This window comes from Enterobacter sp. FB (genome assembly GCF_000805795.1).
GTDB lineage: Bacteria > Pseudomonadota > Gammaproteobacteria > Enterobacterales > Enterobacteriaceae > Enterobacter > Enterobacter roggenkampii.
Window position 1 is genome coordinate 762,345 of record NZ_JSZC01000013.1, and the last position, 17,364, is coordinate 779,708.

General features: G+C 55.9%; 18 protein-coding genes and 2 tRNA genes. 8 read left to right on the forward strand and 12 right to left on the reverse strand.

Annotated elements, in window-relative coordinates; genetic code table 11:
* Positions 1-41: 41 nt before the first annotated feature.
* Both PI91_RS10415 and PI91_RS10420 read right to left on the reverse strand, forming a co-directional pair.
* Complete coding sequence (locus PI91_RS10415; RefSeq protein ID WP_021240847.1) at positions 42-548, reverse strand: CS1 type fimbrial major subunit; 507 nt, start codon at positions 546-548, stop codon at positions 42-44.
* 75 nt (positions 549-623) lie between these two features.
* Complete coding sequence (locus PI91_RS10420; RefSeq protein WP_232764397.1) at positions 624-1,349, reverse strand: fimbrial protein; 726 nt, start codon at positions 1,347-1,349, stop codon at positions 624-626.
* 326 nt (positions 1,350-1,675) lie between these two features.
* Here PI91_RS10420 and PI91_RS10425 point away from each other — a divergent pair, with 326 nt between their 5' ends.
* The gene (locus tag PI91_RS10425; RefSeq protein WP_008499907.1) at positions 1,676-2,428 is read left to right on the forward strand and encodes a winged helix-turn-helix domain-containing protein; all 753 of its coding nucleotides are present in this window, start codon (positions 1,676-1,678) and stop codon (positions 2,426-2,428) included.
* Positions 2,425-2,901, forward strand: a complete 477-nt coding sequence (locus PI91_RS10430) for a hypothetical protein (protein ID WP_008499906.1) — start codon at positions 2,425-2,427, stop codon at positions 2,899-2,901. The genes PI91_RS10425 and PI91_RS10430 overlap by 4 nt, the downstream gene beginning before the upstream one ends.
* Positions 2,902-2,964: 63 nt before the next feature.
* Here PI91_RS10430 and yccA read toward each other — a convergent pair whose 3' ends face one another.
* Positions 2,965-3,624: an FtsH protease modulator YccA gene (gene yccA / locus PI91_RS10435; protein WP_021240844.1), complete on the reverse strand. Its 660-nt coding sequence runs from the start codon at positions 3,622-3,624 to the stop codon at positions 2,965-2,967.
* A 270-nt stretch (positions 3,625-3,894) separates the two neighbouring features.
* Here yccA and PI91_RS10445 point away from each other — a divergent pair, with 270 nt between their 5' ends.
* From PI91_RS10445 to PI91_RS10455, 3 genes are all read left to right on the forward strand, one after another.
* On the forward strand, positions 3,895-5,523 hold the full coding sequence (locus PI91_RS10445) for an ABC transporter substrate-binding protein (RefSeq protein WP_039266095.1): 1,629 nt from the start codon (positions 3,895-3,897) through the stop codon (positions 5,521-5,523).
* A gap of 130 nt (positions 5,524-5,653) precedes the next feature.
* Positions 5,654-5,741: transfer RNA gene (locus tag PI91_RS10450), tRNA-Ser, on the forward strand.
* Positions 5,742-6,031: 290 nt separating this feature from the next.
* Positions 6,032-6,289, forward strand: a complete 258-nt coding sequence (locus tag PI91_RS10455; protein WP_023343708.1) for a YjhX family toxin — start codon at positions 6,032-6,034, stop codon at positions 6,287-6,289.
* A gap of 101 nt (positions 6,290-6,390) precedes the next feature.
* On the opposite strand, the gene PI91_RS10460 is transcribed toward PI91_RS10455, so the two are convergent.
* From PI91_RS10460 to PI91_RS10480, 5 genes are all read right to left on the reverse strand, one after another.
* Entirely contained in the window at positions 6,391-7,227 is an 837-nt protein-coding gene (locus PI91_RS10460) for an alpha/beta fold hydrolase (protein WP_023292852.1), read from the reverse strand.
* Between the two features lie 155 nt (positions 7,228-7,382).
* On the reverse strand, positions 7,383-7,601 hold the full coding sequence (locus PI91_RS10465; protein ID WP_008499867.1) for an acyl carrier protein: 219 nt from the start codon (positions 7,599-7,601) through the stop codon (positions 7,383-7,385).
* Between the two features lie 17 nt (positions 7,602-7,618).
* Positions 7,619-9,052 (reverse strand): AMP-binding protein, encoded by a 1,434-nt coding sequence (locus PI91_RS10470; RefSeq protein ID WP_039266096.1) that lies wholly within the window; start codon positions 9,050-9,052, stop codon positions 7,619-7,621.
* Positions 9,049-10,167: an MBOAT family O-acyltransferase gene (locus PI91_RS10475; RefSeq protein ID WP_023343711.1), complete on the reverse strand. Its 1,119-nt coding sequence runs from the start codon at positions 10,165-10,167 to the stop codon at positions 9,049-9,051. The genes PI91_RS10470 and PI91_RS10475 overlap by 4 nt, the downstream gene beginning before the upstream one ends.
* 128 nt (positions 10,168-10,295) lie before the next feature.
* Positions 10,296-11,432 carry a D-alanyl-lipoteichoic acid biosynthesis protein DltD gene (locus tag PI91_RS10480; RefSeq protein WP_039266893.1) on the reverse strand — a complete coding sequence of 379 codons (1,137 nt, stop codon included), beginning with the start codon at positions 11,430-11,432 and terminating at the stop codon, positions 10,296-10,298.
* 279 nt (positions 11,433-11,711) lie between these two features.
* Between PI91_RS10480 and PI91_RS10485 the strand changes: the two genes are divergently transcribed.
* Positions 11,712-11,799, forward strand: a tRNA-Ser gene (locus PI91_RS10485).
* A 44-nt stretch (positions 11,800-11,843) separates the two neighbouring features.
* Here the strand turns inward: PI91_RS10485 and PI91_RS10490 are convergent.
* From PI91_RS10490 to hpxO, 3 genes are read right to left on the reverse strand one after another with little or no spacing between them, the layout of a single operon-like run.
* Positions 11,844-12,779, reverse strand: a complete 936-nt coding sequence (locus tag PI91_RS10490; RefSeq protein ID WP_039266894.1) for a PDR/VanB family oxidoreductase — start codon at positions 12,777-12,779, stop codon at positions 11,844-11,846.
* Between the two features lie 11 nt (positions 12,780-12,790).
* Positions 12,791-13,825: a molybdenum cofactor-independent xanthine hydroxylase subunit HpxD gene (hpxD, locus tag PI91_RS10495; protein WP_039266097.1), complete on the reverse strand. Its 1,035-nt coding sequence runs from the start codon at positions 13,823-13,825 to the stop codon at positions 12,791-12,793.
* A 17-nt stretch (positions 13,826-13,842) separates the two neighbouring features.
* Positions 13,843-14,997 (reverse strand): FAD-dependent urate hydroxylase HpxO, encoded by a 1,155-nt coding sequence (gene hpxO, locus PI91_RS10500; RefSeq protein WP_039266098.1) that lies wholly within the window; start codon positions 14,995-14,997, stop codon positions 13,843-13,845.
* Positions 14,998-15,236: 239 nt separating this feature from the next.
* Here hpxO and uraD point away from each other — a divergent pair, with 239 nt between their 5' ends.
* Together uraD and uraH are read left to right on the forward strand one after the other, a co-directional pair.
* Positions 15,237-15,737 carry a 2-oxo-4-hydroxy-4-carboxy-5-ureidoimidazoline decarboxylase gene (uraD, locus tag PI91_RS10505; protein WP_039266099.1) on the forward strand — a complete coding sequence of 167 codons (501 nt, stop codon included), beginning with the start codon at positions 15,237-15,239 and terminating at the stop codon, positions 15,735-15,737.
* Entirely contained in the window at positions 15,734-16,057 is a 324-nt protein-coding gene (gene uraH, locus PI91_RS10510) for a hydroxyisourate hydrolase (RefSeq protein ID WP_039266100.1), read from the forward strand. The genes uraD and uraH overlap by 4 nt, the downstream gene beginning before the upstream one ends.
* On the opposite strand, the gene guaD is transcribed toward uraH, so the two are convergent.
* The gene (gene guaD / locus PI91_RS10515) at positions 16,037-17,356 is read right to left on the reverse strand and encodes a guanine deaminase (RefSeq protein ID WP_039266101.1); all 1,320 of its coding nucleotides are present in this window, start codon (positions 17,354-17,356) and stop codon (positions 16,037-16,039) included. The genes uraH and guaD overlap by 21 nt on opposite strands.
* Between the last annotated feature and the right edge of the window lie 8 nt (positions 17,357-17,364).

Here is a 17,364-nt window from a genome sequence, read left to right on the forward strand (position 1 = left end):
GGGTGGGCACCCTCTGACGTTATTCCTTAGGTGCTGTGGTGTTACGCACCGCCTTCCGTGGTCGTCGCCTGCGTCAGCATCAGGCTGACAACGCCGCTGTACTGACCGGTTTTCAGAATGCCTTTGGTGGTCTGGGAAATGGTCAGCGGCAGTACCGCAGAACCGTTTTCAATGCTCCCTGGGAACAGTTCGGTACCGGTGTATTCAACATCTGCGGTAGAGAGGGTTTTATCGCCCAGCTTCACCGTCATAGGGATGGTTTCAGCACCGTCGGCATTCGCCAGCTTCGCGGCGCTCACCAGACGGACTTTCACGTTGCTGGTGGCGGAGTTAGACCACACCTTGGTATTCAGACGGTAGCTTTCCAGACCGCGGCCAGGCAGGTACTGCATATCGATGCTTGCCGGCAGCGGCGTGTTATCGGCCTGAGTCATATCCAGCTGTGAATCAACGCTGGCGTTGACGGTAATATCTTTTTGAATCGCCAGCGCGCTAACGGACGTGGTCATCGCGGCAACAATCATCAGAGGTTTAAAGTACTTACGCATTGATATCTCCATATTTACAAATGAGCACCCTGGCTCTTTAATCAAACCCTGTGGGGTTTTTACGGTGACGTCGTGTTATTGCACGACGGGTAAATCAGCTTCTTCAGCGCTTTTATTCAGCCAGTTGAAGTAGCGGAATTTATATTTCTGGCCTTGTACCTTCGTGAGCGTTTTTAATTTCCGTTCGGTGTCCGGATAAATCGTCGCGTCTTCTTTAATCCATCTACACGATGAATCCGCATCACAAACACCGATCTCCCTGAGCGGCACGCGCAACGTGCCGTTGTTTTTTAACGTTCCCCTGAGAGGGTCAATCGTCAGTGAAACCACGCTTTTTTCCGGTGCGAGATGGATCAGGGCGCCCCAGATCACATTGACGCCCAGTCGTGCCGTCGCCGCAGGGCTTTCTGCCTTGCCCGGAATAATGCTGTCAGGCTGCTTTACGCCTTCAAAATAGACGCGCCAGGTCGTCTCTTTTTCCGGTGGTGCAAGCGATACCAGGCGAACCACGCGCATTGTGCCTGCCGCAAGGGCGAATTTTTCCGGTGTGACAACAACGCCACCTTCTTTCCACGAGGCCACATCAATCTCTTTTTCCTGGGGCGTGCCGGGATTAAGAATTTTCTTTTGCCTCACCCGAATGAACTGAATATCATCCGTTTTTGACGCCACCTTAATTTGCGCCGCACCGGACTTATCCACGTTAAGTTCCATGGGATACACGCTCATATTGGCCAGTGCCATTTCTGAGAAAAATGGCAATGACAGCGCGGCGATATAAAAGGCAGTTGTCTTATTCACACTATTTTTCTGTTTCACTTTCTGTCCGCCTGCGTTGAGTTCATTCCCGGCGCATTCACAACGGGACACCCTCTGCTAACGTATTGCTTCAGGGCAGGGAAACTTTAACCAGAACAGCGGTTTGTGAAAATTTGTATTAATTAACTCGTTATATACAGTTTTTTATCCTGCTTTCCTGGCTTTAAGGTTGTATAGTTAAGCGAAAATACCGCGACCCGGGATGGGGAGAAAACTCCTTCTGATGAAAAAACAATCAGTTCAGGAGGCGATTTTCTTGTCGTTGTATCAGGGATTAAAAAGCATGCGGTAACAGCCGAGAATAAAAGATGTTTTTTATATGCAATAATTCGTTGTTATTCGATCCTGAAGCACATGCAATAAGTATTGTTGGGCAACCCGAGTCTGTATTAACGCTTTCGGCTCCGGCCGTTCGTCTTTTACAGGAGTTTATTCGTCATAAAGGGCGCGACCTGAGCCGGGAGGAGTTGATCACTCGCGTGTGGGAGGAGTTCGGCTTTACGCCGTCGGGAAATAACCTCAATAAGGCGGTAAGTGAATTACGCAAAAGCTTCCACGCCCTGGGCGACAGCCACGACTATATCGTGACCGTGCCCCGGTTTGGATTCCGCTTTGACGCCGACGTTATTTTTAAGCCCGCAGAGAGCGTTACGCCCGAAGTATCTCAGCCGTCCGTTGAGCAGCCGTCAGGATATAAGCGTTTATCCAAAAAGTGGTGGCTGGTTTTAGCGGTATTAACGACGTCAGTCGTGGGGTTTAGCCTGTTTTTTAGCCGACAGCTTGAGATAACCGTACCCGCAACACTCAAACCCGTTAAGGAAAAAATAGCTGGCTGTCGGCTCTGGGTGATCAACGATCATGGCCGACCGCTGGTGTTATCAAAATTGGCCGAGCTGCTGAAGAAAAATAACGTCGCGTGCGAGCGCGAGGAGTACAACATTTATTATTTCAGCGCCCGCTTTTCGCTTGCCGCCGCCGATGAGGTTTTCATCGGCGCCTGCCCGGTGAGTGAAGCCAGCCTGTGTAAAACTATTCGCTATAAAAGCGGGGCGGAAGAATGAAAAACAGACTTCTGTTCGGACTGGGTGGCGCAGTCGTTGGCGGGGCGTTTGCGCTCTTTATCTACACCGGCGGAGCCTATAAGCGCGATGCGCTGGCCTGCAGCACCGAGTTTAATTTTACGCGCAATCAAGGAAAGGCAAATGAAGTGAAGGTCAATGCCGTTGCCCAGTTCTATTTTCATCGTAACGGCACCGGCCTGACCACCTACAAAGGCGCTGCAAAGGCTGAAGGTAAGAGCCTGATCGTTGACAGGGACGTGGATTTTACGTGGGAGCGACGGGACGATGATAAGGTAATTGTCCTGAGCTACACCAAGACCTGGCGTCGACACAATGACAACACTCCTGATGCCCAGTGGGGAAGCTTTGCCAGCCCGACCGCACGCTACTATCTCACGATCTCTGAACTCTCGCCTTCCGTATGGCTGATTCAGGACCGGCGTTACCCCACCTATATTTGCCGGGGTGATTAAGGCATAAAAAAAGGAGAATGCCGGGGGCATTCTCCTTTCTCCTTTTTGTTTCAGCAGGTCAGCTTAATCGCGGCTGGCGAAGCCCAGGATGCTCAGCAGGCTGACGAAGATGTTGTACAGCGACACATACAGGCTCACGGTGGCGCGGATATAGTTCGTCTCACCGCCGCGAATGATGTTGCTGGTTTCAAACAGGATCGCGCCGGAAGAGATCAGAATAAATACGGCGCTGATCGCCAGGTGCAGAGCAGGCAGCTGCAGGAAGATGTTGGCCACCATACCCACCAGCACCACCACAACACCCGCCATCAGCATGCCGCCGAGGAAGGACATGTCCTTACGCGTGGTCAGCACGTAGGCCGAGCAGCAGAAGAACACCAGCGCGGTGCCGCCCAGCGCCATACCAATCACATCGCCCATTCCGGCGGACAGATACGCGTTCAGGATTGGCCCCAGGATGTAGCCCAGGAAGCCGGTGAAGGCAAACGCGGACAGAATACCGACCGGTTTGTCAGCGGTTTTGTAGGTCAGGAACATCAAACCATACATACCCACCAGGGTCAGGATCAGCCCCGGAGACGGCAGCATCAGCACGGTGCTGGCGGTGGCGGTGATCGCCGAAAACGCCAGCGTCAGGCTGAGCATGAAATAGGTATTGCGCAGCACCTTGTGGGTGCTGAGTAGCGATGTGCGGTCGCGTGAGGAAGTAATTATACGATCCATGAGTCACTCTCTTATGACAGATGTAATTAACGGAAAGAATAGGAAACGGCGCGTCACTCTCAAAGTGGTTTTACCCATCTTTACTCAGCAGGTTAGCGCGGGACTTGGTTGTTTCTTCTACATAAATACGTTTCACCAGTATGAACAGCGGTTTGACGCGATTAATCAGATCAACCTCTTATAGGTTACTGAAAATTATTGCGTTATTACCATAAGGCCGCTAAGAGTTATTTCCGGATCGTCACAAAAACAGACAATAAGGCGAAGGACATGAAACCACAAACACGCACGCGCTTTACGCTCTCTTTACTTACCGCCGGGATCCTGTGCGCCAGCACGGCTACCTGGGCGGCTAACGTGCCGGCAGGAACCGCGCTGGCCGATAAACAGGAACTGGTCAGGAATAATGGCAGTGAACCGGCTTCGCTCGACCCGCATAAAGTCGAAAGCGACATCGAATTCAATATTATCAGTGATTTATTCGAAGGTCTGGTGAGCGTTTCCCCGTCGGGTGACGTCCAGCCCCGGCTGGCGGAAAAATGGGAGAACAAGGACAACACCGTCTGGACGTTCCATCTGCGTCCGGGCATCACCTGGAGCGACGGCACGGCGATTACCGCAGAGGATGTGGTCTGGAGCTGGCAGCGCCTGATTGACCCGAAAACGGCGTCACCATACGCGAGCTATCCGGGCAACATGCATATCGCCAACGCGGCCGATATCGCTCAGGGGAAAAAATCCCCCGACACGCTGGGCGTGAAAGCCATTAACGACACCACGCTGGAAGTGACGCTCACCCAGCCAAACGCGGCGTTCCTCGCCATGCTGGCGCACCCGTCGCTTGTGCCGGTGGATAAAGTGCTGATTGGCCGCTTTGGCGAAAAGTGGACCAAGCCTGAGCACTTCGTCAGCAGCGGGGCGTATAAGCTGTCGCAGTGGGTGGTCAACGAACGCATCGTGGCGGAGCGCAACCCGCGCTACTGGGATAACGCGCACACCGTGATTAACAAGGTGACCTACCTGCCCATCACCTCGGAGGCCTCGGATGTGAACCGCTATAAAGCGGGCGAAATTGATATTGTCTACACGGTGCCGATCAACCAGTTTGCCCAGCTCAAGAAAACCCTGGGCAGCCAGCTGGATGTTTCTCCGCAGCTGGCGACCTATTACTACGAATTCAATACCACCCGGCCGCCGTTCAACGACGCCCGCGTGCGCAAGGCGCTGAACATGGCGCTCGATAAAGACATCATTGCCGGAAAAGTATTAGGGCAGGGGCAGCGCCCGGCGTGGCTCATCAGCCAGCCGGACATCGGCGGCGTAAAGCTCCAGAACCCGGATTACGCCAGCTGGCCGCTGGACAAGCGCATCGCCGAGGCGAAAAAACTGCTGAACGAGGCCGGATATAACGAAAGCCATCCCCTGAGCTTCAACCTGCTCTATAACACTTCTGAATCGCACCAGCGCATCGCGATTGCCGCCAGCTCCATGTGGAAGAAAAACCTCGGCGTGGACGCGAAGCTGCAAAATCAGGAGTGGAAAACCATGCTGGATACCATGCACACCCACAACTTTGACGCGGTGCGTTACGCCTGGATTGCCGACTACGACGACGCGGCGACGTTCCTGAACAACTTCCGCACCGGCGACAGCGAAAACACCAGCCAGTACAGCAATCCGGAATACGACCAGGCGCTGGTGAATGCCGCAAAAGCCAAAACAACGGAAGAGCGGGGTAAGTTCTACCAGCAGGCGGAAGATCTGCTGGGACGCGATGTGCCGGCCATTCCGGTGTATCACTACGTCCGTACTCACCTGGTTAAACCGTGGGTGGGCGGATTTACGCCGGATAAGCTGGGGTACTATTACACGAAAGACATGTACATCAAGAAACACTAGGCCTGTGCTGATAAAATCGTCGATGTGTTGTCAGTTCAACCGATTAAACACGTATTGACTATTTTTACAGCGAACGAGTGCAGCCACTCTTTACAGCACGCGGTGAGGTGTTTATAGTTCGCCTCACTCAGGAAGTGTGGCCGAGCGGTTGAAGGCACCGGTCTTGAAAACCGGCGACCCGAAAGGGTTCCAGAGTTCGAATCTCTGCGCTTCCGCCAGATATAAACCCCAGGTTACTCGTTGACCTGGGGTTTTTCTTTTGGATTAGCCGATCCGCCTCACATTTTTAAGACCCGGTTATTTCCCTGTAAAACCCCGGCGTTATCATTCACCCCGTAAATACCTTTTCATCGCTTACCGAGGCTTTGATGCTGGAGAATGTTTTCATCAGATAATCAGCTTCCCGCCCTTTTCAGGACGGACTGGTTATCGCTGCGCTTAAACCTTACGCACGCACCTGCGGGTGTGGGCTCGTTTTTACGCATGATGATTACACAGGTTTTCCAGTATGAATTTATCCCGTCAGGAACAACGTACCTTACACGTTCTCGCCAAAGGTGGGCGTATCGTGCACGTCCGCGACAGTTCTGGCCGCGTCACGTCCGTTGAGTGCTACACCCGTGAAGGGCTGATACTGAGCGACTGCACGCTGAACGTCTTCAAAAAACTCCGCACCAAAAAGCTGATCCGCTCCGTGAACGGGCAGCCTTACCGCATCAACACCACCGGGCTGAACAACGTTCGCGCCCAGCTGGATAATCGCTAAGCGGAATAAACAACGCCACCCTCGGGTGGCGTTCATGCATTGAGCGGGATATCGTGGCGTAGGCCGGGTAAGCGCAGCGCCACCCGGCAAGAAACGCGGCGTTATGAGCGAATAAAGGCCAGAATGTCCGCGTTGATAGTATCCGCATGGGTAGTATGCATCCCGTGCGGGAAGCCCGGATAAATTTTCAGCACGCTGTTCGCCAGCAGCTTGTCCTGGAGAAGGGCGGCATTTTTATACGGCACAACCTGATCGTCATCGCCCTGCAGCACCAGAACGGGAACGGTGATGGTTTTCAAATCTTCCGTCTGGTCGGTCTCTGAAAACGCCTTAATCCCCTCGTAGTGGGCTTTGGCGCTTCCGATCATCCCCTGACGCCACCAGTTCTGGATCGTACCCTGCGAAACGTCGGCACCATCGCGATTAAAACCGTAGAAAGGACCGCTGGCAACGTCGAGATAAAACTGGGCGCGGTTAGCCGCCAGCGCTTTGCGGAAGCCGTCGAAAACCTCGATCGGCGTTCCGCCGGGATTCGTCTCCGTTTTGACCATCAGAGGCGGGACGGCGCTGACGAGCACCGCTTTGGCGACGCGCCCCTGCGGCTGACCGTACTTCGCAACATAGCGGGCGACCTGGCCGCCGCCGGTGGAGTGACCGACGTGCACGGCATTGTGCAGATCCAGGCTTTCAACCACGGCTGACGCATCGGCCGCATAATGATCCATATCGTGGCCTTCACTCACCTGGTCCGATCGTCCATGTCCGCGGCGATCGATAGCGATAACGCGATAGCCTTCTGCCAGGAAGAAGAGCATCTGGTTATCCCAGTCATCGGCACTCAACGGCCAGCCGTGGTGGAAGACAATAGGCTGAGCCTCTTTCGGACCCCAGTCTTTGTAGTAAATGTTGACGCCGTCTTTCGTGGTTACGAATGCCATACCGCAGACTCCTCTGTTAAGAACAACACGACCCCTAAAGTGTAGGAGAAATCCCAAAAGCGGTTGGTTTAATTCCGGTGAAGGATATTCATTTTGCGTCTGGGCCCTGGCGCGATGCGCCAGGGCCTTCAGGGCAGGATTAACAGCAGGGGCGTTTAGCGGTTTTCTTCAATATAGCGGGCCAGGTCCGCCGGGGTTTTCAGCACCGTCGCCACGTCTGTCGGCGGGATCATGCAGCCGTAAACGTCCTGCACTTCCAGAACCATATCGACCGCCAGGATGGAGTCGAGAATGTCGGATTCAATCAGCTCATCGTGAAAGCCCACCTTACGGGATAACACTTTTTCGAACAGGGCGAGAATTTCTTGTTCCATAATTTTTCCTGGAGTCATTAATTTGTGCGGGCGTAAGCGTCCAGCAGCTTGCGGTCAATTTTGCCGTTAGGATTCAGCGGCAAAGCGTCTTTTACGATAATTTGTGACGGCACCATATAGTGGGGGACTACCTTCGAGAGCGAGGTTTTGATGGTATCCGGCGCCAGCTCCGTCACGCAGAACGCGGCAATGCGCAGCACGCTGCCGCAGGGTTTCATCAGTGGCATCACCACCGCTTCGTTAATCCCGGACATCGCCAGCAGGCGGTTTTCAATTTCGTTAATTTCAATACGGTAGCCATTCAGTTTGACCTGGCTGTCGTTGCGTCCCTGGCAGTAGATGAGCCCCGCTTCATAGCCCAGATCGCCGGTCCGGTAGCCGCGAAACGCCTCGTTTTCCCGATGAAGTAATTTTTCTGCGTTCTCCTGCGGCAGGCCGAGGTAGCCGCGCATGACGTTTTTACCCCAGATAATCAGCTCGCCCTCGGCGGAAATTTCCATTCTGCTCTCAGGCATCATGACCCCCACCGGCAGCACGGCGCTGTCGCTGTTCAGGATCGCATCCGTGATCTCGACCACGGTGGTCGCGATGGTCGCTTCCGTTGGGCCATAGGAGTTAATAATTTTGGCCTGCGGGAAACGGCGGCGAAGCTGTTTAACCAGCGCTTTATTCAACACTTCACCAATGAAGATAAAGACGTTGAGTTCAGGTAAATACTCGCTGTTGAACTGCGGGGAAAGCAGCTGCTGGTAAGCAAAAGAGGGGGTGGAAACCCAGGCGGAGACGGCGTTGCTTTTCAGTCGCTCCAGCCAGTTCGCTTTCTGAATATCGTCTTTGGCGTTCAGCACGATGTGTCCACCCATCGCCAGATTTGCCAGTAAAGGGATCAGGGAGAGGTCAAAACTGAACACCGCGTGGTTCATCAGGACCGGTTTTTCCGGCAGCGAAAAGTCATTGCTGACCCATTTCATGAAGTGCCACACGCTTTCACGCCCAATCTGCACCCCTTTAGGCTTGCCGGTGCTGCCGGAGGTAAACATGATGTAGGCCAGATCCTGCTCCTCCAGCACCTTGCCCGGTTCACCCGTGGCGATGAACTGCCGGGTCGCGACGTCGTAATAGTGAGGGGCGCTGGCCAGGTGGCAGATCTCCCGCAGGCGCTCCTGCGGGTAAATGCAGTCCACCGGAATGTACGGAATGTTGTGCAGCAGGCAGCTATAAATCGCCACGGCGAACTCGGCCTGCTGGTGTCCGTACAAGACGACCGGCGTACCGGCAACAGGCTGGCTACGCTGATAGCGCTGCGCCCAGTCCGTCACGGCCGTGGAAAGCTGCAGCCAGCTTAAGGCTTCGTCGCTGCCGCTGACGGCCAGCTGCTGCGGGGAGGCGGGATCGTATAATGCCGCACGCAAGAAATCCTGCAGTTCCTGAAGATCGGAGAGATTTTTCATAGAGGTGACATTCCACTAAAGATGTAAAGGGCGCCCGCGGCGCTTCCCAGCGTCAGAATGCGCCCTAAAAACGCAACAGCCGGATACTGCAACCCGCGGTGTAACGCCGGGCTGCGTTTGGCTGACCACAGCAGCATGTTGTGCGCGACAGAAATGGCGCCAAACAGCGCGCCGCTGATGACGTAATGGCGTTCCAGGCCATTCCATGCCCCCATGCAAAACAGGGTGCAGAAAATACCGATATTTTGCGCCAGCGTTTTGTTCTGACGGAAAAAATTGAACTTCATCAGGTTCATATAAACGGGCATAAAGACCACATCGCGCAACCATTCAGACAGGCTGATGTGGAAGCGGCGCCAGAAATCCTGCGGGTTCTTTGCCAGAAGCGGCATATTGAAGTTTGCCGGGATGTTGAGCCCAAACAGGCGGCCCGCACCGATGGCCATATTGCTGTAGCCCGCAAAATCAAAGTAGAGGTAGGCGCTATAGGCAATCGACATCACCACGCCCACGGTCAGCGTAAACGGCTTATGGCTCCAGGGCTGCACGACAAGTGAATCAACCAGCATGGCAAACAGGAACTTCTGGATAATGCCGGTAATGATTTGCTCCAGCGCCACTAAAAACTGTTCGCGGTTAAGGGCAAAGACGGGCTTGCTGACGTCGTTCATCCATGTCCGCCAGCGGTACATTGGGCCTGCCAGAATAATAAAGGGCATAAACAGATAGCAGAAATAGTGCAGGAAATTCTGCCCTTCTTTTTTACTGCGATAGAGCAGCACGTCCACCGCGCGGAATGTCATAAAAGAGAGGCCGATCATGCCGAGATGATGATTAAGGTGCAATTTCACCAAAAATAAAGGAAGCAGCGTTAACACAATCGCCTGCCAGGTTTTTAACCATCCTTTTTCTTTTAACGCGGCGACTAGATAAAAACTGATAAAAACGACCGCGGGAACACGGTAATCACCCTGAAAAATATAGCCCCAGCCTAATGCGGCCATGACGGATAAGGCCGATAAATACGTCAGGCGATGGCGTAATAGGCGATTGACCAGCGCAAACGCCAGGGCGGATGAAAACAAACAGACAAAAAACATTCCTGAGCTATACATCATTCGGCCTCAGAACTTTTGATATTCAAAATGCAGCTGCATACTCATACTGTCATCGACAGAGGTCCACGCGACGATGGTGATCGCCAGCAGGAGATAAAGGAAAAAAAGACGAATCGCGATTTTCATTATTTAAAGCTCTGTGCAATAAAGCGAATCATAGGAACCCAGGCCAGTTCGGAAGGGTGCAAACGATCCCAGTTCCAGCCATTCTGATAAGGCATGGCGTACATATCAAAATAGGGGATCTGGTTCTTTTCCAGAATGGTTTTTATTTGCTTATCCACCGGGCGGAAGGTATCGGTGTTGTAAAGCGCCCAGGGGTTAACCGGGTCGACGATAGCAATCACCTGCACGTGGTGTTCTTTAAGCAGCTGGACGGTTTTACTGAAGGCGGCGATTTGCGCAGGCACGACCGGCGTGTCATCCCACTGCTGCCGCGTACCGTCCTCCTCGTAAATCGTTTTGTCCATCCACAGGGTGGCCGCGCTCTGCTGGCGTTTTTTATTTAACTCGCGGGCATTCGCCAGCTCTTTATCCCAGTCAGGGGCAATGTGGGTGGTCGGCTGTGGCGGCCACGGCTGTTCCGTCCGGGGCGTGACGTGAAGCAGCGCCAGCCAGTCGTTTTTTATCAGGGTGCAGACGTTGGCAAACTGGAAACTCACCTCGTCCCATATCAGATCGGGGTGCCAGCCAAAGACACGCATTTGGCCAAAGGTTAAATGGCTTATTTCTTTACTATCAATATGTTTTAAATAATTAACCAATATTGGGCGTGCCTGCGGATCCTTCATCAAAGGATTAAAAACAGAACCCGGGAAATTATCGGCATAGATAGCGGGAGGCAGGCCTTTTGAGTAAAAGCTGTCAGGTGCCAGCAGCAAAACAACTTTACTGTTTGCGTTAAGGCTATTTTTAAAACGTGAGAACAGTAAAAACTGCGTTTCGTCATCGACAAACGCATCGCCATACGCCACGACGGGTTTGTGCAATTGCTTATTAAAGTAATTATAGACAGCGTAATGTTCATCTTCTGACGTCGCCACCTCAGACGCACCAATGAAGAATATCGCATTCCCTTCTAAGGCATGAGAAATAGTGGCAATTTTTTCCGCCTGTTCTTTAGGCGTGCCCGCCATTGATTTAATCAGCGGCTGGAAGGTAAGCGGCGGATCGAAGCTCGCCACCAGCGGGTGAAGACAAAGAAACAAAATGGCCAGAAACGCCATCAGAAAATGTAAGCAAAGCGTATTTTTGATTTTCATCATCAACCAGTAACACTGCATGGCAGTAATGTCTTAAATCTGCGGAAATTCAGATTAATAACAATTACACAACAAATGGCCGTCTATTTTTGTGGCATTCTATACCAGAGCGATTTAAAACGATGAGCGTTGCTGTGTTACGGTATGTACAAGGTCGCGGAGAGTGAGGGGGATGTCAGCGTTTGGGTGACTTTTTGCGCAGTCAAACGCCCGTGGGGAAAAATCGAAAAATTCCTGCTTTACAAGGCGCTAATAGATGTTTATAGTGCGCCTCACTTTGGAAGCGTGGCCGAGCGGTTGAAGGCACCGGTCTTGAAAACCGGCGACCCGAAAGGGTTCTAGAGTTCGAATCTCTACGCTTCCGCCAAATTCGAAAACCCTGCGATAGCAATATCGCAGGGTTTTTTCGTTTTACAGCCCAATCACCAGCTCCCCGGAATAGCTTCGCGAACAGCACAGCGCCACCTGCTGGTCCATCGCGCCTTTTTCCGCCTCCGACTGCACGCTATCCCGGTGATCCACCACACCGTCAATCACCGGCGTCAGGCAGGCGCCGCAGATCCCCATCTCACAGGAAAGCGGGACCGCCACGCCATTTTCCTGCAGCACCTGGGCGATGGTTTTATCCGCAGGCACCGGCCAGCGCTCCCCGGTGGAGGCCAGTTTGACCGTGAAGATCTCCCCGGCTTCACCGCCTGCGGCGGGCGCAACGGGCTGAAACGCCTCGCTGTGAAGATGGGCGTCATCCCATCCCTTTGCCGTGGCGACCTCACGCACTTTTTCCATAAAACCTGCCGGACCACAGACCCAGGCGTGAAGGCCAGATTCGGCCACCGGGAGATGTGCCGCCAGCGCTGTGCGCGGGCTGGCGGTATGAATGAGGCACTCACCGAGCCGGGAGAGTTCGCGCCCAAACGCCGCGCTTTCACGGTTTCTGACGTAATAATGCAGCGTGAACGGCGTTCCGGTCGCCTTCAGCTGCAGGGCCATCGCATACAGCGGCGTAATGCCAATCCCCGCCGCCAGGAGCAAAACCCGCTCTGCCTGCTGCAGCGGAAACAGGTTGCGCGGAGCTGATATCATCAGCTTCTGCCCGGGACGCAGCGTCTCGTGAACGTAGCGCGACCCGCCGCGCGAGGCGGTTTCACGCCCCACGCAAATAAGATAGCTCTCGTCCCCACATGCTCCGGTCAGTGAATACTGGCGCACCACGCCGCAGGGCAGGTGGACATCAACGTGCGCGCCGGCCTGCCACGCCGGCAGCGCTTCGCCGTTTTCAGCCACCAGCCTGACGGCGAGGCTTTTGTCGCCCTCGCGCCACAGCCCGTCAACAATTACGCTCAGCATATCGGCCTCCGTCATACCAGGAAAAATTCGCCAAAGCCCATCTTCTTCAGCCCCCGACGGTAGGCAATTGAGCTTTTATCTGCGGGAATATGGGCTTCCAGCGTCAGATCCAGCGGCAGGCTTTCCGGGCGCTGGGTTTCGACCATCAGGCGATCCTCTTCAAAAATGCGCAGGTTAAAGGCATGCACATCCTCCACCGGAATATGCAGGTCAAAGTTGCGGGCGATAGGGGCGAACATGCGGGTCACGCGCGACGACACGGGCGACGCGGCGTTCATGATCACCAGCCGCGATTCACCCGGAAAATGAATCGTCAGGGTGGCTGTGAACGGCAGGTGCATTTCAAAATGGCGCAGCCACTGGAACCCTTCTGGTGCCTGCACGTCCGAACTGGCGGGATAGTTGCTCACGGAGCTCCAGTAATCCGCCACGAAGCCGAACGGCGTCTCCTGCGGCTGATAGGCAGGTACAAGCTGATTATTGGGGGCGGCAAAGGTTTCGGTGTGGATCCACGCAAAGTGCGCCACGTCCAGAAAACCCTCTACCTGACGTCCGGCAAAGCCGTTCACCTCAAACGCCGGGCAGTTAATCTGCTGAAATCCGTCGTCATCCCAGTGCGGCATGGTGGGCAGCGGCGCGGGGTTTTCCGGATCATAGACCAGGCAGGCCCAGATCAGCCCGAACCGCTCTTTGACCGCGTAGTTAATCAGGTTCAGCTTCGCCGGAACGGGCTGGTCGGGGCTGGAGGGAATACGGTTGCAGCGGCCGTCCTCCCCAAAGCGTAAGCCATGATAGGGGCAGATAATCCCGTGCTCGTCGTGAAAGCCGAGCGTCAGCGGCACGCCGCGGTGCGGGCAAACGTCACGGGCGACCACGACCTGGTCGTTAATGCCGTAAATCACCAGCTGCTCATCCAGCAGCGTCGCTTTGACCGGCGCCGGACCGACGTCGCAGGCGCGCGCGACCGGATGCCAGCATTTCGCCAGACGCAGCCAGTCCTCTGGCTCAAACGTACAGTGGGCGGGTGGGGTCGGTTCTCTTTTCATCGTAGTCCCTCTTGCGTTCAGCCTAACGGGCCGCCCTGAATGGTCTCGCACAGACCGTTGATGATGCGCTCTCCGGTCTCCTCTTTGAGCTCCTGATACCAGGCCTGCGTCAACGCCATATCTTTGCCGTGGGTGACGTCGCAGCGCTTGCGCGCCTTCAGCACCAGGTCGCGTACGCGGTCGCAGCGCAGCGCCTCGTACTGCCGCAGCGCCAGCGTGATGTTGTGGTTTTCACGCAGGCATTCCCCCAGCACCACGGCGTCTTCCATCGCCGCACAGCCACCCTGGCCGATATCCGGCGTGGTGCTGTGCCCGGCATCGCCCAGCAGCGCGACGTTGCCGCGCACCAGGCTGTCGAACGGCTCAATGTCGTGGATTTCAATCCGATTGGTCGTTTCAGGATCCAGCGCCGCGATAAGCTTTTGCACCGGCGGCGCCCAGCCGCGGAAGTAGCCCGTGAGATCGGCGCGCAGGGTGGTGCGATCCTCCGCCAGGCCTGCGGGCAGCGGCACGTCAAAAAAGAAATAGAAGCGTCCGCCGGAGACGGGCATCAGCGACACGCGTTTGCCTTCGCCAACGAAGGTGGTCCACTGGTGCGCCGGGGCGATCTCTTCGTCAATCTTCACCAGCCCGTTCCAGTTCACATAGCCCGCGTAGCGGCGCTCCGGGGTGTATCCCAGCACGTACGGGCGAACCGCCGAGTGGCTGCCGTCGGCGGCAATCAGAAAATCGCCGGCGGCGGTGGTGCCATCGGTGAAGGTCACGCTCACGCCCGCGTCGTCTTCATGGACGCCTTCGACGCGCTTGCCGAACTGCACCTTGTCGCGACCCCAGAAGTCCAGCATTTCGCGCTGAAGCTCAGCGCGCGAGACGGGGCAGGGACGCCCGCCGGTACGCTCAACCAGCGGGGCAAGGCTAAAGCGGGTCAGGGTATCGCCGCGCCGGTAATCCTTGTAGGCCATAAAACGCATCGGCCCGCCATAGGTCTCGATGATGTCGCCCATGCCGAGGTGCTGCATGCATTTCACGCCGTTAGGCCAGATGGAGATGGCCGCCCCGACGGGCCTGATCTCCTTTACGGCTTCAAACACGGTACAGTCGATGCCCGCTTTCTTCAGCGCCACGGCAGCGCTCAGGCCACCAATGCCCGCGCCAATCACGATTGCTTTCATGCTTCTCTCCTTTTGCAGGGTGTAAAGACATTCAGCAATTTGCGTACCAGGCTGCAGCATGGCGAAAACGGCGTTGTAAGGGAGACGTTTGCACTGCTAAGGTGCGTAAACGCGGTGAGCGTGCCTTTTTATGAATCAAAAATTTCCAGTTGAGCTATACGGAATCGACTGTTTCACGCCCGCGTTCAGGGTGGCGTGGTTTGTGCAATAGCCTGGAGAAGGATAATAAAGGAGACACTATGATCGCACTGCACGACTTCAATCAGCTTCCTGAGAAAGATGCTCTTACGCTGCTTCTGCCCTGCGTGGCGATACCCGGCTGGGCCGACGCGCTGGCTCTGGGGCGGCCATATGCCAGCCGGGACGAATTACTCAGTACGGCAAACGCGCTGACGCAAAACTGGGACGAAGCGGAGCTGGCGCAGGCCCTGAGCGCCCATCCGCGCATCGGGGAAAAGCCCGCGGGTTCAGCGGCAGAGGCGGCGCTGTCGCGTCAGGAGCAGGGCGCTGTGAACGATCGCGATGCTGACCTTGCCCAGGCGCTGCGTGAAGGCAACGCCCGCTACGAAGCCCGCTTTGGACGCGTCTTTCTGATCCGCGCGAAGGGCCGCAGCGGCGAGGAGATATTGCGGGCCCTGCACGCGCGGCTGGAGAACAGCGACGCGCAGGAAGTCCGTGCCGCGCTGGAACAGCTGCGGGAAATTACGCTGCTTCGGCTGGAAGGAGTTATTAGCGAATGAGCACACTCAGCACCCATATTCTCGATATCTCAACGGGCAAGCCCGCGGAGGGCGTAACGGTTCATCTACAACAGGACGGGAGCACGCTGGCCACGGGCGTGACCAACGCCCAGGGGCGCATTGCCGCGTTCGTTCCCTCTCTGCCCGCAGGTCGCTATCGGCTGGTGGCGGAGATCGGGGCGTGGTTTAGCGAAACCGGTCGCGACACGCTCTATCCCAGCGCGCAAATTGATTTTGTGACGGGAGAAACGGCAGACGAGCATTTCCATCTGCCGTTTGTGATTGCCCCCGGCGGATGGTCAACCTACCGGGGCAGTTGACCACACCCGCTCGCCGTTGACCCAGGTCTCGCTGATGTTGCGCTCGTCTCCGAGGGTCATCAGCACGAAAAGCTGCTCGTAGATATCCTGACAGCGGCGATTGCGCAGGCGCTGCAGCGGCGTCACGTCGGGATCGATGACCACAAAATCCGCCTCTTTGCCGGGTGTGAAGTTGCCAATCTTATCGTCCAGCCGGAGGGCGTGCGCGCCGCCCAGCGTGGCGTGATAAAACGCCTCGCTGGCGCGCAGGCGGTAGCTCTGAAGCTGGCCGACCTTGTAGGCTTCCCCCAGCGTGCGCAGCATGCTGAAGGTCGTGCCCGCCCCAACGTCGGTGCCGATGCCCATCCGCACCCTGTGCTGCCAGCAGGCGGGCAGGCGAAACAGCCCGCTGCCGAGAAACAGGTTAGAGGTAGGGCAAAACGCCACCGCCGAGCCGGTGTCATGCAGGCACTGCCACTCGCTGTGGTGCAGATGGATCGCGTGGGCAAACACGCTGCGCTCGCCGGTCAGGCCGTAGTGGTGATACACGTCGAGATAGCGCTCATGCTCCGGCCAGAGGTCGCTTACCCAGGCCACTTCGTTGGGGTTTTCGCTCAGGTGGGTCTGCAGCCAGGTGTCCGGGAACTCCTCTCTGAGCAGGCTGACCGCCGCAAGCAGCTCGGGGGATGACGTCGGGGCAAAGCGCGGCGTAATGGCATAGCCCAGCCGTCCCCGGTGGTGCCAGCGCTGGATTAGCGCCCGCGTCTGCCGGTAGCTCTGCTTCGCGTCTTCGCTCAGGTAGTCCGGCGCGTGTCTGTCCATCATCACTTTTCCGGCGATAAGGCGCATGTTCAGGCGCAGGGCCTCGGTAAACAGCGCTTCGACCGATTCCGGATGCAGCGTGCAAAACACCAGCGCGGTGGTGGTGCCGTTGCTCACCAGTTGCTGAATAAAAAATTCGGCGATCTCTTTCGCGTAGGCCTCATCGGCAAACTGGCTTTCCACCGGGAAGGTGTAGGTGGTCAGCCACTCCAGCAGCTGTTCGCCAAAGGCGCCGATCATCTCCGTTTGCGGGTAATGGACGTGGGTGTCGACAAAACCGGGCAGCAGCAGCCTGCCGCGCAGGTCGGTATAGCCTTTGTGCGGGTCAAGATACTGCTCGCCCTCCTGCCACGGCATGTGCGCCAGAATTTTTCCGTTCTGGATAAACAGCAGGCCGTCCTCAAGATAGCGCGCGTGCTGGGCAATGGCGTCTGCGCTGTCGCAGACCCGGGCAATATCAAAAAATGCACCGCGTATCGCAGTCTGGTATTCCATCATGGTTCCTG

Bases quoted from the DNA above. Each gene is read 5' to 3' on its own strand.
- PI91_RS10490 (WP_039266894.1), bottom strand. From the start codon at position 12,779: ATGCTGAGCGTAATTGTTGACGGGCTGTGGCGCGAGGGCGACAAAAGC.
- PI91_RS10460 (WP_023292852.1), bottom strand. From the start codon at position 7,227: ATGGCATTCGTAACCACGAAAGACGGCGTCAACATTTACTACAAAGAC.
- PI91_RS10455 (WP_023343708.1), top strand. From the start codon at position 6,032: ATGAATTTATCCCGTCAGGAACAACGTACCTTACACGTTCTCGCCAAA.
- PI91_RS10415 (WP_021240847.1), bottom strand. From the start codon at position 548: ATGCGTAAGTACTTTAAACCTCTGATGATTGTTGCCGCGATGACCACG.
- PI91_RS10430 (WP_008499906.1), top strand. From the start codon at position 2,425: ATGAAAAACAGACTTCTGTTCGGACTGGGTGGCGCAGTCGTTGGCGGG.
- PI91_RS10425 (WP_008499907.1), top strand. From the start codon at position 1,676: ATGTTTTTTATATGCAATAATTCGTTGTTATTCGATCCTGAAGCACAT.
- PI91_RS10475 (WP_023343711.1), bottom strand. From the start codon at position 10,167: ATGTATAGCTCAGGAATGTTTTTTGTCTGTTTGTTTTCATCCGCCCTG.
- guaD (WP_039266101.1), bottom strand. From the start codon at position 17,356: ATGATGGAATACCAGACTGCGATACGCGGTGCATTTTTTGATATTGCC.
- hpxD (WP_039266097.1), bottom strand. From the start codon at position 13,825: ATGAAAAGAGAACCGACCCCACCCGCCCACTGTACGTTTGAGCCAGAG.
- PI91_RS10445 (WP_039266095.1), top strand. From the start codon at position 3,895: ATGAAACCACAAACACGCACGCGCTTTACGCTCTCTTTACTTACCGCC.
- uraD (WP_039266099.1), top strand. From the start codon at position 15,237: ATGATCGCACTGCACGACTTCAATCAGCTTCCTGAGAAAGATGCTCTT.
- PI91_RS10470 (WP_039266096.1), bottom strand. From the start codon at position 9,052: ATGAAAAATCTCTCCGATCTTCAGGAACTGCAGGATTTCTTGCGTGCG.
- PI91_RS10480 (WP_039266893.1), bottom strand. From the start codon at position 11,432: ATGAAAATCAAAAATACGCTTTGCTTACATTTTCTGATGGCGTTTCTG.
- uraH (WP_039266100.1), top strand. From the start codon at position 15,734: ATGAGCACACTCAGCACCCATATTCTCGATATCTCAACGGGCAAGCCC.
- hpxO (WP_039266098.1), bottom strand. From the start codon at position 14,997: ATGAAAGCAATCGTGATTGGCGCGGGCATTGGTGGCCTGAGCGCTGCC.
- yccA (WP_021240844.1), bottom strand. From the start codon at position 3,624: ATGGATCGTATAATTACTTCCTCACGCGACCGCACATCGCTACTCAGC.
- PI91_RS10465 (WP_008499867.1), bottom strand. From the start codon at position 7,601: ATGGAACAAGAAATTCTCGCCCTGTTCGAAAAAGTGTTATCCCGTAAG.